This window comes from Lactiplantibacillus paraplantarum (assembly GCF_003641145.1).
Lineage (GTDB): Bacteria > Bacillota > Bacilli > Lactobacillales > Lactobacillaceae > Lactiplantibacillus > Lactiplantibacillus paraplantarum.
Genome location: NZ_CP032744.1, coordinates 1,920,852 through 1,934,424, shown reverse-complemented (window position 1 = coordinate 1,934,424; position 13,573 = coordinate 1,920,852). Strand labels below are relative to the sequence as shown.

Sequence of the window (13,573 nt, the reverse complement as noted above, 5' to 3'; positions counted from 1 at the left end):
AGGCAACTTATGAAGAAGAGTTTTGCGGTATTCGGTCTTGGACGATTTGGCGAAAGTGTTGTTCGGACGCTGGCAGCTGCACATCAAGATGTCTTGGCTGTTGACATCAAAGAAGAACCCGTCAATGAATTGATGGAGGTCGCGACGCAAACGATGATCGCAGATACCCGGGATGAAGAAGTTTTGCATGATTTAAACGTTGATACATTTGATTACGTGATTATCGGCATTGGGAACAATATGGAAGCTAGCATCCTCACAACTATGTTAAGTAAGGAGCAGGGGGCTAAAAAGGTTATTGCTAAGGCTGAGACCAGTGATCAGGGCCGAGTGCTTGAGCGAGTTGGTGCGGACCAAGTTATTTTTCCAGAACGTGATATGGGACAAGGAATCGTACGCAAATTACTTTCGAATCATATTTTGAGCTTCATTGATCTGAGCGATGAGTATACTTTAGCAGCCATTGAAATTACTGACCCGAATTTCGTTAATCAAAATTTGATTGATTTGAATATTCGCCAGCGCTTTGGGTTGACGGTGATTGCAATCAAGCATGGAAAAGACATCAATGTTTCACCCAAGCCGACCGATATGATGGCTTTGCACGATGTTGTAACGGTTGTGGGGCCGATTAAGAGCGTCAACGCGCTCGATGAAGCGTTAAAAAAATAAGTGAATTAATTTAAGTAAACGTCAGGCTAAAATAGCCTTGACGTTTTTTATTAGCATTTAAGTATTGTTATCAGTGGGAGTAAGTAACCTATTGTCGGGACCGGTAATTAATACGGAAAGTTAATGAATCAAAATAAAACACGTGGTTTCGATATGTGTACATGCTAAACTGATGTTGGCGTCAGGTGAAGAGGACGGTGAAAGCGGAATCATAAAGTAATTAGTAAACTAATATGACAACTGAAGTTTGAGAAGGAGGAAGTAACATGCGAGCTTTTAAATTAATGACGGGATTAAGTGGTGGCGTTACGGCACTATCACTTGCGTTAATGCCAATTGCGGCGTTAGCAGCCGGACCTGGGACAGCAGAAGGTAACTTGACAACGGTTTCATCGGGTTATGTGGCAGATAGCACTGGCAATGCAGAAGCTTTATCTAACGCGCAATTTACAGTTATGCCTGGCGAGTTAACGTTAGATGCCGTGCCAAACATTGCACTAGGCTCAACTAACGTTAAAGACATTGCTTCGGCAGGTGCAGCCTTAAATGCGACGAGTGCGAACACATCTGGCGGAAATGGCTATGATGGTAATGGTAGCGGTAATCTGAATGTGAGTGATTATCGTGGTAACCATGCTGGTTGGACATTGACGGTTGGCATGGGTCCGTTTAGTTCGGGACCAGCAACGATCGATTCGGCGACGTTGAATTTAAATATGAGTAAGGGAACGGTTGATAACAGTGGCACAGCAGCACCGACAGCACTAACCCTAAACCAGAGTGAGGTCACAAATGGCTGGGTTGCAAGTCCACAAACATTATGGAATGCAGCTGCCAATACTGGTGAAGGTTCGAATACGGCGACGACCGCGACGAGTAGTTCGTTGCAAGTCGGTAAACAGTCGAATATCTCTGCTGGGACCTATACGGCAACCCTTTACTGGACGTTACAAAATGCACCAGCCGCTGCTGCTGCACCTAAAGCAGCATCATAGAATCTGATTAAATATGATTTGCGAGTCGTTAATTAGTTATTAAGTGTCGTGGGGGTGTTTAGAATGCGATGGAAACAAATCGGTCAGTGGTGGGTATTAATGCTGGCATTGCTGTTAGGGGGACTTTTAGGTGCACTTCCTAGTCAAGCAGCAGCGAGTACACCGGCATCGGGTTTTATTTTGACACCCCTGCTGCCCAAGGATCAATTAGATAAGCAGGCGGGGTACTTTAATCTAAAGGTGACTCCTGGAGCGACCCAAGTGTTTAAAGTGTCGGTCAGCAATCCTGGCAAATCGGCCATTACGCTTCAAGTGACGCCGGTTAACGCAACGACTTCGGACGCGGGCAATGTGGCCTATGTACCTTCTGATCGGCATGATCCGTCGGCAACGACGACATTTACTGATATGACGACGGGTGGCGTAACCGTCAAGCTAGCTGCTCATCAGGCTAAGACCGTTGCGTTTAAAACAACGATTCCTAAGGCCGGTTTTAAAGGGGAAGTCTTGGGTGGCCTTTTTGCCACCAATCCAACGGCGAATGCCGCGCGGCCAACGACTAGTCAGGGTTTTATGCTGAAGAACCGTTATGCGGAAGTAACAGCAGTTGCGTTGTGGTGTCAACCACAAGTGACGATTCCAGTAAAATTAGCGCTTGATCAAGTTAAAGTGACACCAACTAATGGGCAACCAATGCTTTTTGCCAAACTTCGTAATCTGACGCCAACACTTTTTGGACAACTTAATATTCAGGCCCGGGTTATTCAACGTGCGACAGGAAAAACCATTACAACTCAGCAGCTGAAATCAGGCTCAATGGCGCCGAACAGCTGGTTTAATTATCAGGTGGCCCTGGGGACTAAAAACTTAGCCGCGGGTAAGTATCAGTTGAAGTTACACTTGACAAGTGGTCGCCGAGTTTGGAATTTTAACCGTGACTTTACCTTAACCGCACAGCGGGCCGAACAACATAATCGCCATTTGGTTGGTCCACGAAAGATCAATTGGTGGTTGTGGGGCACTGTCGCTTTGATGATCCTCTTGGCGCTTTTAATAGCAGCTTACTGGGTCGGACAGCGACGTTCGCGTAAGGAGTGAGGGATGATGAGAAAGTTAATCAAGACCTGCTTCTTAGTGTTAATGAGTATATTCATCAGTATGAGTGCTGCCACGCTTGCTTTTGCTGCCAAGACACCACCACAACCGCCGAGTACACCACCAAGTTCGATCATTGGCTTGAATTTGTCAGGTGGCTTTTCGCAACAACCTATCGATACGAATGTGATTGGGGGTAGTTCGGTGACGTTGTCGGTACGCGCACAACGGAGTGCACTTGAAGCGGCCACCAGTCTGCTGAGCGGCCGTAAGTATGTTTGGTGGCAATCGACAGATGGTGGCCAGACCTATCAAAAAGTCGGTACGAATAGTCGAACCTATACGTACAACGCACCACAAGTCACAGCGACAACGCCGGTATATTTTCAAGTTCAATATGATTTCTCAGGAGTTGGCGCATTTCCAGATTACTGGTCAAAAATTGCTAAAATCACCGTAACACCTGAGCGGGTCGTGACTACTGGCATTAAGGTCACTAGTGATGACGAGTGGTTGAATAACTCGCAAGCGACGATGGTGCACGCAGCTTTGACACCAGAAGATGCAACTGATCCGGTCACCTGGACAAGTAGTGATCCAACGTTAGCAGAAGTTGATGAATATGGTAATGTAACCGCGGCTGACGCGGCTACTGATACTTCTGGAAAAGCTGATGACCACGGAATGGTAACGATTACTGGCACATCCAACGGTCTAAGTGATAGTGTCAAACTGTTAATCGGTGCACTCCAGGACGTGACGGTCGTAGAAGGGACACCCGCAACCTTTACTTTACCGACGTTGCCAGATGGTGTTACTGTAAATAACTGGTATCGTGTTAAGGACGGTAAAGCAACCGCATTGAACGTGACGGATACTAGTTATACGGTAACGGTGCCTACTAATGCAGATGACGATGGGACGGCCTATTATGCCAGTCTGAGTTATCCGGTAAATGGCAAACCGCAGACTGTAACTACAAATGCGGCGTTATTAACGGTTAAAAGTGGCGGGCGGTTATCACTGAATGCTGTTCCTAATTTTAATTTTGGGACAGTAACACTTGGAACGCTGGCACAAGGGGCCAGTTTGGCGACCAGTACAATACCAGCGGCGGCCGGAACGGGATATGATGGCAACAATGATTACCGGTTGTCGGTCGTTGATGACCGAACAGTTGGGGCTGATTGGCAATTACTTGCTAGTTTAAGTCCATTTACGTCCGGGACAGCGACACTCAAAACGGCTCAGTTGGTGTTGAAGGATACAACCGGGGTAGTGGATCGAACGTTATCGGCAGATGGTGCGACCCAAACGGTGTATACGCAGACTGGACATCAAGGACAGACGTTTGATGTGACGCCAAGCTCGTTACACTTACTAGCGACGCCACTGGCAGCTGCTGGTGAGTATCAAAGTACGATAACTTGGACGTTGGCAATTGTTCCGACGCCTTGATGAAGGTGGTGGTAAGTAGTGCTTCAACGCTACTTGCCACCATTTTTTGTGCGATGGTTGGAATTGAAGCTTACGGGATGGTATTCGAATGGAGAATCCATTAAGAACCATTAAATGCAGGTTAATATTTTAGTTTACATAATTATATTTTTGTTAAGTAGTTCTAGTTTTACAAGCTACGATAATAATCAGCAAACGGCATTGCGTTAAAACAGTTAAGTATCATTTAAATTACTGATGGTTGCGGTTAGAAGGTTTTAAAGTCGATTGATAAAATTCGTGAACAGATTTTGAAAATCAGGCTGAAAACTGTCATAATATATAGCGTAATATGCGTTGGACTAGTTATTGTTTGATATTAATCATGATTAAAACATGCTAATTATTAAAGCTAAAAGTAACGAGCTTAGATCTGGTTGATCGTGTACTTTACGCTGGCATCTGGACCTTTTTGCCAATTATTAGCGTGTGCTGGACAGGACTCTTAAATATTATTCTTCATAATCCATTGTTAAGGAGGATTGTATCGCTGAGCATTGTCAGATTTAGTTAGGTAAGTCGTGGGTTTCGGACAGTTTAAGAGTCACTTGTTAGACTGGCAACGGTTATGATAACTTAGTTGACGTTCAATCCCGATAACGGTGCTAATTAGCTGGTTAAGATTATTTTTAGTCAGCATTGCTAGCAGTTTGACGCTGAATTTAGTATTTAGAATGATAAAATAAGGAAGTAAGCAATTGACAAAATTATTATTTATTCGTCATGGAAAAACGGAATGGAACCTAGAGGGGCGTTATCAGGGCTCACAAGGGGATTCACCATTGTTACCGACGAGTTATCAAGAAATCCATGAATTAGCAGCAGCTTTACGAGATATTCATTTTAGTCACATTTATGTCAGTCCGCTAAAGCGGGCACGCGATACGGCGATGACCTTGCGTCATGATTTGACACAAACTGACTTGCCACTGACCGTGCTCAGTCGATTGCGAGAATTTAACTTAGGCAAAATGGAAGGCATGGCCTTTACCGATGTTCAGGCCAAATATCCGGCTGAATTTGACGCCTTTCGAAATCATCCTGATCAATATGATCCCACGGCGATTCAGGGAGAAAGCTTTCAACAATTATTGAAGCGAATGACACCGGCCATCAAACAAATTGTTCAGGCCAATCCACGGCGTGATGATAATGTCCTAATTGTTAGTCATGGTGCCGCCTTAAATGCACTGGTCAATTCGTTATTGGGGGCAACATTAGCAACTTTGCGCCAACGGGGGGGACTATCAAATACGTCCACCACAATTTTGGAGACGCGGGATCGTGGGCAACAGTTCAAATTATTAGATTGGAATGATACATCGTATTTGTCGCGTCGTCCTGATGCAACTGATACGATTTAGTATAAAAGAAAGAAGTGGCATGAATGGCAAAAGCATCACGTCCTGACAAGGCTGAACAGCAAGCATTAGTTCACCAACTTATCGGTGAAATTGACGCACAACCGGAAGATTATCATGCTTATTATGAGTTAGTTGTTTTGTTAACGGCCGGTCAAGATTTCGAACAAGCAGAAGCGCTAGCGATGAAAGCATTAGGTAAGTTTGACCAACAGCAGCCAGCCGCAGACTTACTACGCTATGCCTTAGGGAATGTGTATTATCAAGCGCAAACTTATGATAAGGCCCTTCCATATTATCAACAAATCACGGATCATAAATTAAAAAATGATGCCTATATGATGATGGCACAGTCTTTAATGGCAAAGCACGATTACCAACATGCCTTAGTCTGGGCAATCACGGTACAAGAAGCCCGTCCAAATCAGACTGACGCCAATTTGCTAGTTGCAGACATATTACTTGCATTAGGCAATAATCAGCAAGCGTCGGATTATTACCAACGTGCATATGCCTTAGATTCACACTCTGGCCGGGCCGCGTTTAACATTGGACTGACGGCGATGGTTTTGGGTCAACCGTATGCAACTTGGTTTGAACGGGCTAAAAAATTAGATCGCACGTATTTTAAAGCCCATCAGCAACAGCTAACGGATATTGAAAAAATGTTAGCTGCCCAAGCAGATAATCAACACAATTAATTGAGGAGGATTTCCGTGGCGGACGAACAAGCAAATTTATTTTCCAACGATGTTGGTCGGGGACCGGTCACGCATTTTATTGTCGGTAAAGTCGCTGCCGTCTTTTTTAGTAGTGCTGATAGTTTTTATAAGGTCTTATTAGTCAAAGTGACCGAACAGAATATTGATTGGTCGGAAGATGAAATCGTTGTTACCGGAAATTTTGCTGATATCCAAGAAGAAACGACCTATCGGTTTACGGGCAAACCGGTCACACATCCTAAATATGGGATGCAGTTTCAAGCCGATAATTATCAAAATGAGACACCAACAACGCGCACCGGTTTGATTGCTTACTTATCAGGTAGTGACTTTCCTGGGTTAGGTAAGCGGACAGCTGAACGGATTGTAGATACCTTAGGTGAAGATGCCATTGATCAAATATTAGCAGATCCGAAGGTTTTGAAGCCCATTGGTCTGCGCGCCAGTGTTCAAGCGACATTGATTGATACGTTAACGGTCAATAATGGTCTAGAACAGACGATAATTGGCCTCAATGCGTATGGATTTGGGAGCCGGCTAGCTGCAGCTATTTATGCCCGTTATCAGGGGGAGACTTTAGCTAAAATTCAAGAGAATCCTTACTGTTTAGTGGAGGATATCAAGGGCGTTGGGTTCAAGAAGGCCGATCAAATTGCAGCCCAATTAAAGATTGATCCCCAAGCGGATAATCGATTAAAAGCGGCACTCTTAACTGAAATTAACGAACTATGTGTAGAAAATGGTGACACCTATACAACGGCGCAACCTTTATTGAATCAAACAATGCAGTTGCTTGAGAATGCACGTAATATTCAAATCGATCCGTCAAAGCTTGCTGACCAATTAGTTGTGCTTGCTAAAGAAAACAAAATTGTGGGCGATGAAAATCGAATTTATTTGCGCGGATTATATGAAGCTGAGTGGCGGGTCGCTGAGCACTTACAGCGATTACTGGCCGCTGATCATGATGAACAATTAGCGGCCCATTCAGTTGAGCGCGCAATCGAGCATGTCGGTCGGGCTAGCAATATTACTTATGATGATTCGCAGACAGAAGCTTTAAAGGCGGCAATTACGGCACCGGTTTTTCTACTAACGGGGGGGCCAGGGACTGGTAAGACAACAATTATTCGTGGACTAGTGGCGCTCTACGCGGAATTACACGATGTATCGTTAGATATTAATCAATATAAAGATAAACCTTTTCCAATCTTGCTAGCCGCGCCAACTGGTCGAGCAGCCAAACGGATGGCTGAGACAACGGGATTGCCAGCTAGCACGATTCACCGATTATTAGGGCTAACTGGTCGTGAAGATGGCCCCGAAGAGCCTAGTAAAGAACTCGACGGAGGTCTGTTGATCATTGACGAAATGTCAATGGTCGATACGGTCCTTTTCCAGCAGCTGTTGACGGCAATTCCGAGCCACATGCAAGTTATTTTGGTTGGTGATAAAGATCAATTGCCGTCGGTTGGAGCTGGGCAAGTCTTTCATGACTTGTTACAATTTGCTGAATTACCACAAATCGAGTTAACGACAATTTATCGCCAAGGCAATGATTCCAGTATTATTCCCTTAGCCCATGCAATCAAGGATGGCCGGTTGCCCACTGATTTTGCGATTAATCAGCCAGATCGTTCATTTATTGCTTGTAATGCTTATCAAGTCAACCACATTGTCGAGCAAGTGGTGGCACGGGCGCAAGCTAAGGGATTTAGTGCGGAAGATGTCCAGATTTTAGCACCGATGTATCGTGGTACGGCCGGTATTGATCAGCTTAACACCACGGTTCAGAAAATATTCAATCCGCTGAAGTCGGCACGTCAAAAGCATCTCACTTATAATGGCCAGGATTTTCGAGTTGGCGATAAAGTCTTACACCTCGTTAATTCACCAGAAGACAATGTCTTTAATGGTGATATTGGAAAGATTGTGGGGATTGATCTGGCCAATGATTCCCATAATGAGTCCAAAAAAGATCAAATCACAATTGCGTTTGATCAGAATGAAGTGACTTATCAACGCAACGATTGGAACCGATTAACATTAGCGTACAGTATGTCGATTCATAAGTCGCAAGGGAGTCAGTTCAAGATGGTGATCCTGCCGTTAGTGCCACAATTTTCACGTATGTTACAGCGCAATCTATTATATACAGCTGTTACGCGAGCCGAAAAGATGCTAATCTTATTAGGCGATGTCCAATCGTTTGAGCGAAGTGTTACCAATGAGTCAGTTAATCGGCAGACTACGCTCACCAAACGGTTGCAGCAAGTCTTTGGTGGGGACTCGACGTCAGAAGCGGCTGAACCAACCACGACTGGTGAACAGTCAGTTGGAGCGATTGACAGCGATGAGACTGGGTCAGTTAAGAAGAACGGAACGGATTCAGATGGACCAACTGACGCGCCGGTGACGAATACTGAGCCAACAAGGTCAACTATTTTGACACCTGCGTTAGTTAGCAGTGGGCAAATCGATCCAATGATTGGTATGAATGGAATTACTCCTGCTAATTTCATGCCACAAGTAACTAATTAATTGCTAATTGTTAATACCAATCAAGACTGATGCCAGCGTGTCGTTGTCGGCCGAGATCATTTGCAATAAAATTCGGTTGCCGACGGTTTTTGACCGCGGTAACTGCTATAATCAAGGTAGCAAGTCATCAAACAACTTTTATGGAGGTCGTTATGTCAACAGATCAATCTTATGCCAAACTGAAACTGTTTGCCCTGAATTCGAACCTGCCGTTAGCCGAGAAAATCGCACAGCGGGTTGGAATTCCGCTCGGTAAAAGTTCTGTAAAGCGGTTTAGTGATGGTGAAATTCAGATCAACATCGAAGAAAGTATTCGTGGGGCAGAAGTTTTTGTCATTCAATCAATCTCAGAACCAGTCAATGATACGATATTAGAATTATTGATTATGATCGATGCATTGAGGCGGGCTAGTGCCAGTCAAATTAATGTGGTCATTCCATATTATGGGTACTCACGACAAGATCGCAAAGCCCGTTCACGCGAACCAATCACAGCTAAGTTAATTGCAACTTTATTGGAGAAGGATCGGGCTAGTCGAGTCTTAACGGTTGATTTGCATGCTGCTCAAATTCAAGGCTTCTTCGATATTCCGGTCGATCATTTGTTCGCGGCGCCACTTCTTGCTAGCTATTTCAAGGATCGCGGCATTACTGACAATCTTGTGGTGGTCTCACCGGACCATGCAGGTGTTTCGCGAGCACGTAAGATGGCGGAACTATTAGGTGCACCGATTGCAATCATTGATAATCGGCATCCAGATGATGACAATATTGTCCCTAGCAGTATTATTGGCGATGTGAAGGGCCGGGTGGCTATTGTCATTGATGATATGATCGATACTGGCACGCGATTTGACGTTTCCGCAGATGCTTTAGCGCAGGCCGGTGCAGCGACTGTCTACGGTTGTGCGACCCACGCGATTTTTTCACAGGATGCGGTTGCCAAACTACAAGCTTCTAAATTGGAAAAGGTTATTGTGACTGATACGATCCAAATCCCAGCTGATAAACAATTTGATAAGTTAGTTCAATTATCGGTTGGTCCATTGTTGGGTGATGCAATTAAACTAGTACATGAACAACAACCAGTTGACCGATTATTTGATCCACGCATTTAAATAATAATTTTTAGCACATTAACTCAGTAGTTAGTTAATGTGCTTTTTAGTTGGTTCATTGACTGATATACTCGACTATAAATGTGCAAGCAATTATTTGAATTAATCAAATGATAACGTTATGTTTATATCGATAAACACTGATATACCGGCAAATAGCGTTACTTTGGTATTGGCAAGCGTTTTTCAAAATAACCGCACAGTTTTGTAAAAAAACGAGCGATTCTAGTTTGTATTTTGATAAATTGTGCTACAATAAAATTATGATTTGTAAAAGCAAATTAAGAATTTCTTAATCTTACGTCAAAAGACGGTTTTGTTACTATCGATTTTAATAACTAAGGAGTGAATTAAATGTCACAAGCACATACAACGGGCAAGGTCCTAGCCAGTACGGTTGGTGCCGTTGGGTTATTGCTTGCTACAGGCCAAGCTGCCAATGCTGCCTCAATCACTGTAAAAGCAAATGATACAGTTTGGGGCCTCGCTCAACAACACGGAGTTTCCGTAAAGAGTATTGAAAAACTTAACCAGATTAAAGCATCTGATGTAAATGTCGATTTGATCTATGTTGGTCAAAACCTACAAATTAGTGGGTCAACGACTAAGACGACCACGACTAAGTCAGCAACTAAGAAAGCCGCTGTTAAGGGTACATATACCGTTAAAGCGGGTGATACACTTTGGGCGCTTGCTGATCAGTACAACACTTCTGTGCATGCTCTCCAAACATTAAATGGCTTATCTAGCGATTTGATTGTGGTGGGGCAAAACATCCAAGTGCCGGGAGCAACGACCAAGGCTACCGCTAAGACGAGTCAAGCAGCAACCACGACAACGAACGCTGTGTCAGCAACTAGTGCTACTACGAAGACAGCGACGGTGGCCAGTGCTAGTTCGACCTCAAGTACGAGTGCTAGCTCAGTTTCAAGTGTTAGCGCTAGTGATACTAGTAGCACTAGTACAGCAAGTCAGGATGCTGTCAGTGCCAGTACATCAAGTACTACTAGTTCAACCACGTCAACGACTTCAGCAGCTTCATCAACGGCTTCTTCTACAGCGGCTGTAACTGTAAAAGCTGTGGCAACAAGCGCGAGTGCTTCATTGCCAACGAGTACTGCAACTAGTGCAGCCGCATCATCAAGTACTACTAGTTCATCGACTGCTAATAGTCAAGCTACTAGTACGGCAACGAGTTCTTCCGTAACGAGTAGTGTAACCTCAGCTGCCAGTTCAACCGCAACTAGTCAAAGTGATACAACGACTACTAGTGCAAGTAGTACAACGACAACGAGCAGTGCCAGTCAGAGCAGCACTACTCTTACTAGCAGTGCCAGTCAGAGTAGTTCAACGGCCACTAGTGCTAGTACGACGAGTCAGAGTAGCTCTGCTGCAGCCACTAGTAGTGCTAGCAGCTCAGCAAGTAATGCGGCAACGACTAATAGTAGCAGTACGACAACTAGTTCAACCAGCGATTTAGCCACTGGCTCGGTAACTGGATTAGCCTTAAAGCTAGCCAGTGCTAACATTCCTTACGTTTGGGGTGGCGCTAGTCTTTCAGGAATGGACTGTTCAGGTTTAGTTTCCTATGTTTATCAACATGCTGCTGGTATTACGTTGCCACATAGCACGGTTGCACAGGAAGCTTACGTGACAACCCATTCAGTTGCGGACGCTCAGCCTGGGGACATTCTGTTCTGGGGTAGCCGTGGTAGTACTTATCACGATGCCATTTATATTGGTAATAATCAATATGTAGCGGCACCAACCGAAGGCAAAAACGTTCAAGTGCAAACAATCAGTTCATACTTCATGCCAAGCTTTGCTGGTACGGTTAAGTAGTTGATTTGTTAGTGATACCCTTAACACTGCATGATTCGGTGCTAAGGGTATTTTTTTTGCTTTTTTTGAATTTTATGATTTAAACTTACTAATAATTGTGGTATATTATGTTTGTCGTTTTTCAACATGAAAAATTGGACCTATCTATTGTGATAAGGAAGTGCTATCAATGAGTAATCGTTTTGAGATCCTGGAAGAGTATCAAGAGGCTAATACCGAACTTGATCATTTAAGAGCGCTGGCCGTTCGGCAACAGGATCACTCACGGGTTGTGACTATTTATCCACATTTGAAAGAACGGGTTGGTCATCTATCCCGTAAATGTGAACAACTTGATATGCTTCTGGAAGCAATCAACGCTTCTGAAGATTAAGATTATTTAGGACTGGTCGGCCATTTGAGGTGGTTGCCGGTCTTTTTTGTTGGATGCAAGTTAGTCGTTTACGTATTGTGTTAGTTATTGTTTAATAATGAATTCTGATTAAAACAGAACGTTTCTTAAATTCAAAAACAGTTAGCTTGAGACCCGTTGGAAGATGGGTCTGGTAAACAGAAGTGATCATCACTAAATGAGAGCGAAACAAGCAATCTTTTGGCGTACGTTTCGACATTCTTGATAGAAAAATTGCGTTCAGTTTCTTAAGAAGCTGAGCGCAATTAGTTTTTTAGATTCATTTTATTGTTTGATGAGGTCAACATGTAGGTTAATTCAGCAAGCAGCCAAGTATTTTAATGATGATTATGAATACTAGTATCAATCCAAAACGGATAGGGCCGAGTTGAAAAGTATAGGTCATAGTTGCGATTACCGATACTTTGACCATCCATTTGCCCGATTTCAACTGAATTAACTAGTAAATGCAAGTTAGCATTGCGGTAATGGTGAACGAAACGGGAGTTAAGGTGGCGACCCCCAAGTAGTAGTAGCATGAACAACCAGGCTATAATCCACCAATGAGGTTCCTCGACCACGATCAATTCAAGTTGGTCGTCATGTAGGTTCGCTTGTGGCAAGATTTTGACGCCACCGCCAAAATAAGGGATGTTTGAAACCGTACATAGAAACGCATGCTTATAGTAATCGCGCTTACGATCAACGTGCACGGTTAGTGGAAAGCCTTCCTGTTGTGAATATGCAGCTAACATATTGCTCAGATAAGACCAACGCCCTAAGCGCCCTTTTTGTTTACTACGATTTGTGTCATCAACGATTTGAGCATCAAATCCAAGGCCAACGTTGTTGATGAAGTAACGGTGTTCGTTCTTTAAGGTCTCGTGGAAATAACCGATGTTTAACGTACGGGGACGCATGTTATTAAGTACTTGTGCTAATGCGATTGCTGGATCAGTTGCCATACCTAATCCACGTGCGAAATCGTTACCAGAACCACCGGGAATGTAGGCGAGGGGAATTGGCTCCGCCTGAGGCACCTGCATGACGCCATTTAAAGCTTCGTTGAGGGTGCCATCACCCCCAACGACTAAAATAACGGGGGTCACATTTGGTCGATGCTGAATAGTTTTGACATACTCAGCCGCGAGCCGAATAGTGTGACCAGCGTATTCGGAAACTCGGTATTCAAAATGAATTTGACGTTGTTCCAGTATTGGTTTGATGGTTTCCCAAACCAGCTTACCGTGACCGGAACCCGCAAGTTCATTAATAATAATGTAGTATTCAGCAATCAAAATTACACCTCATATCAGTCTTACGCCATAAAAAGCCGGAA

11 protein-coding genes are annotated in these 13,573 nt (G+C 44.0%); 10 read left to right on the top strand and 1 reads right to left on the bottom strand.

Annotated elements, in window-relative coordinates:
• The first annotated feature begins 9 nt into the window (after positions 1–9).
• The 10 genes from LP667_RS09470 to LP667_RS09425 all read left to right on the top strand — a co-directional run bounded on the left by LP667_RS09470 (position 10) and on the right by LP667_RS09425 (position 12,216).
• Positions 10–672 carry a potassium channel family protein gene (locus LP667_RS09470; protein WP_021732103.1) on the top strand — a complete coding sequence of 221 codons (663 nt, stop codon included), beginning with the start codon at positions 10–12 and terminating at the stop codon, positions 670–672.
• 266 nt (positions 673–938) lie between these two features.
• Complete coding sequence (locus LP667_RS09465; RefSeq protein WP_021732102.1) at positions 939–1,667, top strand: WxL domain-containing protein; 729 nt, start codon at positions 939–941, stop codon at positions 1,665–1,667.
• Positions 1,668–1,730: 63 nt separating this feature from the next.
• A complete protein-coding gene (locus tag LP667_RS09460; RefSeq protein WP_021732101.1) occupies positions 1,731–2,765 on the top strand; it encodes a WxLIP family cell surface protein in 1,035 nt (344 codons plus the stop codon).
• A 3-nt stretch (positions 2,766–2,768) separates the two neighbouring features.
• Complete coding sequence (locus LP667_RS09455) at positions 2,769–4,220, top strand: WxL domain-containing protein (RefSeq protein WP_225428792.1); 1,452 nt, start codon at positions 2,769–2,771, stop codon at positions 4,218–4,220.
• A 737-nt stretch (positions 4,221–4,957) separates the two neighbouring features.
• Complete coding sequence (locus tag LP667_RS09450; protein ID WP_021732099.1) at positions 4,958–5,623, top strand: histidine phosphatase family protein; 666 nt, start codon at positions 4,958–4,960, stop codon at positions 5,621–5,623.
• A gap of 23 nt (positions 5,624–5,646) precedes the next feature.
• Positions 5,647–6,321: a tetratricopeptide repeat protein gene (locus LP667_RS09445; protein ID WP_021732098.1), complete on the top strand. Its 675-nt coding sequence runs from the start codon at positions 5,647–5,649 to the stop codon at positions 6,319–6,321.
• A gap of 15 nt (positions 6,322–6,336) precedes the next feature.
• Positions 6,337–8,883, top strand: a complete 2,547-nt coding sequence (gene recD2, locus LP667_RS09440; protein WP_021732097.1) for an SF1B family DNA helicase RecD2 — start codon at positions 6,337–6,339, stop codon at positions 8,881–8,883.
• 152 nt (positions 8,884–9,035) lie between these two features.
• Positions 9,036–10,001, top strand: coding sequence for a ribose-phosphate diphosphokinase (locus LP667_RS09435; protein WP_021732096.1), 966 nt, complete (start codon positions 9,036–9,038; stop codon positions 9,999–10,001).
• A 354-nt stretch (positions 10,002–10,355) separates the two neighbouring features.
• Positions 10,356–11,843, top strand: a complete 1,488-nt coding sequence (locus LP667_RS09430; RefSeq protein ID WP_021732095.1) for a C40 family peptidase — start codon at positions 10,356–10,358, stop codon at positions 11,841–11,843.
• 169 nt (positions 11,844–12,012) lie between these two features.
• Positions 12,013–12,216 (top strand): hypothetical protein, encoded by a 204-nt coding sequence (locus LP667_RS09425; RefSeq protein ID WP_021732094.1) that lies wholly within the window; start codon positions 12,013–12,015, stop codon positions 12,214–12,216.
• A gap of 356 nt (positions 12,217–12,572) precedes the next feature.
• Here the strand turns inward: LP667_RS09425 and LP667_RS09420 are convergent, their stop codons facing one another.
• The gene (locus tag LP667_RS09420) at positions 12,573–13,532 is read right to left on the bottom strand and encodes a diacylglycerol/lipid kinase family protein (protein WP_021732093.1); all 960 of its coding nucleotides are present in this window, start codon (positions 13,530–13,532) and stop codon (positions 12,573–12,575) included.
• Between the last annotated feature and the right edge of the window lie 41 nt (positions 13,533–13,573).

Excerpts from the sequence above, each read along its gene's own strand:
- LP667_RS09470 (WP_021732103.1), top strand. The coding sequence starts at position 10 with ATGAAGAAGAGTTTTGCGGTATTCGGTCTTGGACGATTTGGCGAAAGT.
- LP667_RS09465 (WP_021732102.1), top strand. The coding sequence starts at position 939 with ATGCGAGCTTTTAAATTAATGACGGGATTAAGTGGTGGCGTTACGGCA.
- LP667_RS09460 (WP_021732101.1), top strand. The coding sequence starts at position 1,731 with ATGCGATGGAAACAAATCGGTCAGTGGTGGGTATTAATGCTGGCATTG.
- LP667_RS09455 (WP_225428792.1), top strand. The coding sequence starts at position 2,769 with ATGATGAGAAAGTTAATCAAGACCTGCTTCTTAGTGTTAATGAGTATA.
- LP667_RS09445 (WP_021732098.1), top strand. The coding sequence starts at position 5,647 with ATGGCAAAAGCATCACGTCCTGACAAGGCTGAACAGCAAGCATTAGTT.
- LP667_RS09435 (WP_021732096.1), top strand. The coding sequence starts at position 9,036 with ATGTCAACAGATCAATCTTATGCCAAACTGAAACTGTTTGCCCTGAAT.
- LP667_RS09430 (WP_021732095.1), top strand. The coding sequence starts at position 10,356 with ATGTCACAAGCACATACAACGGGCAAGGTCCTAGCCAGTACGGTTGGT.
- LP667_RS09425 (WP_021732094.1), top strand. The coding sequence starts at position 12,013 with ATGAGTAATCGTTTTGAGATCCTGGAAGAGTATCAAGAGGCTAATACC.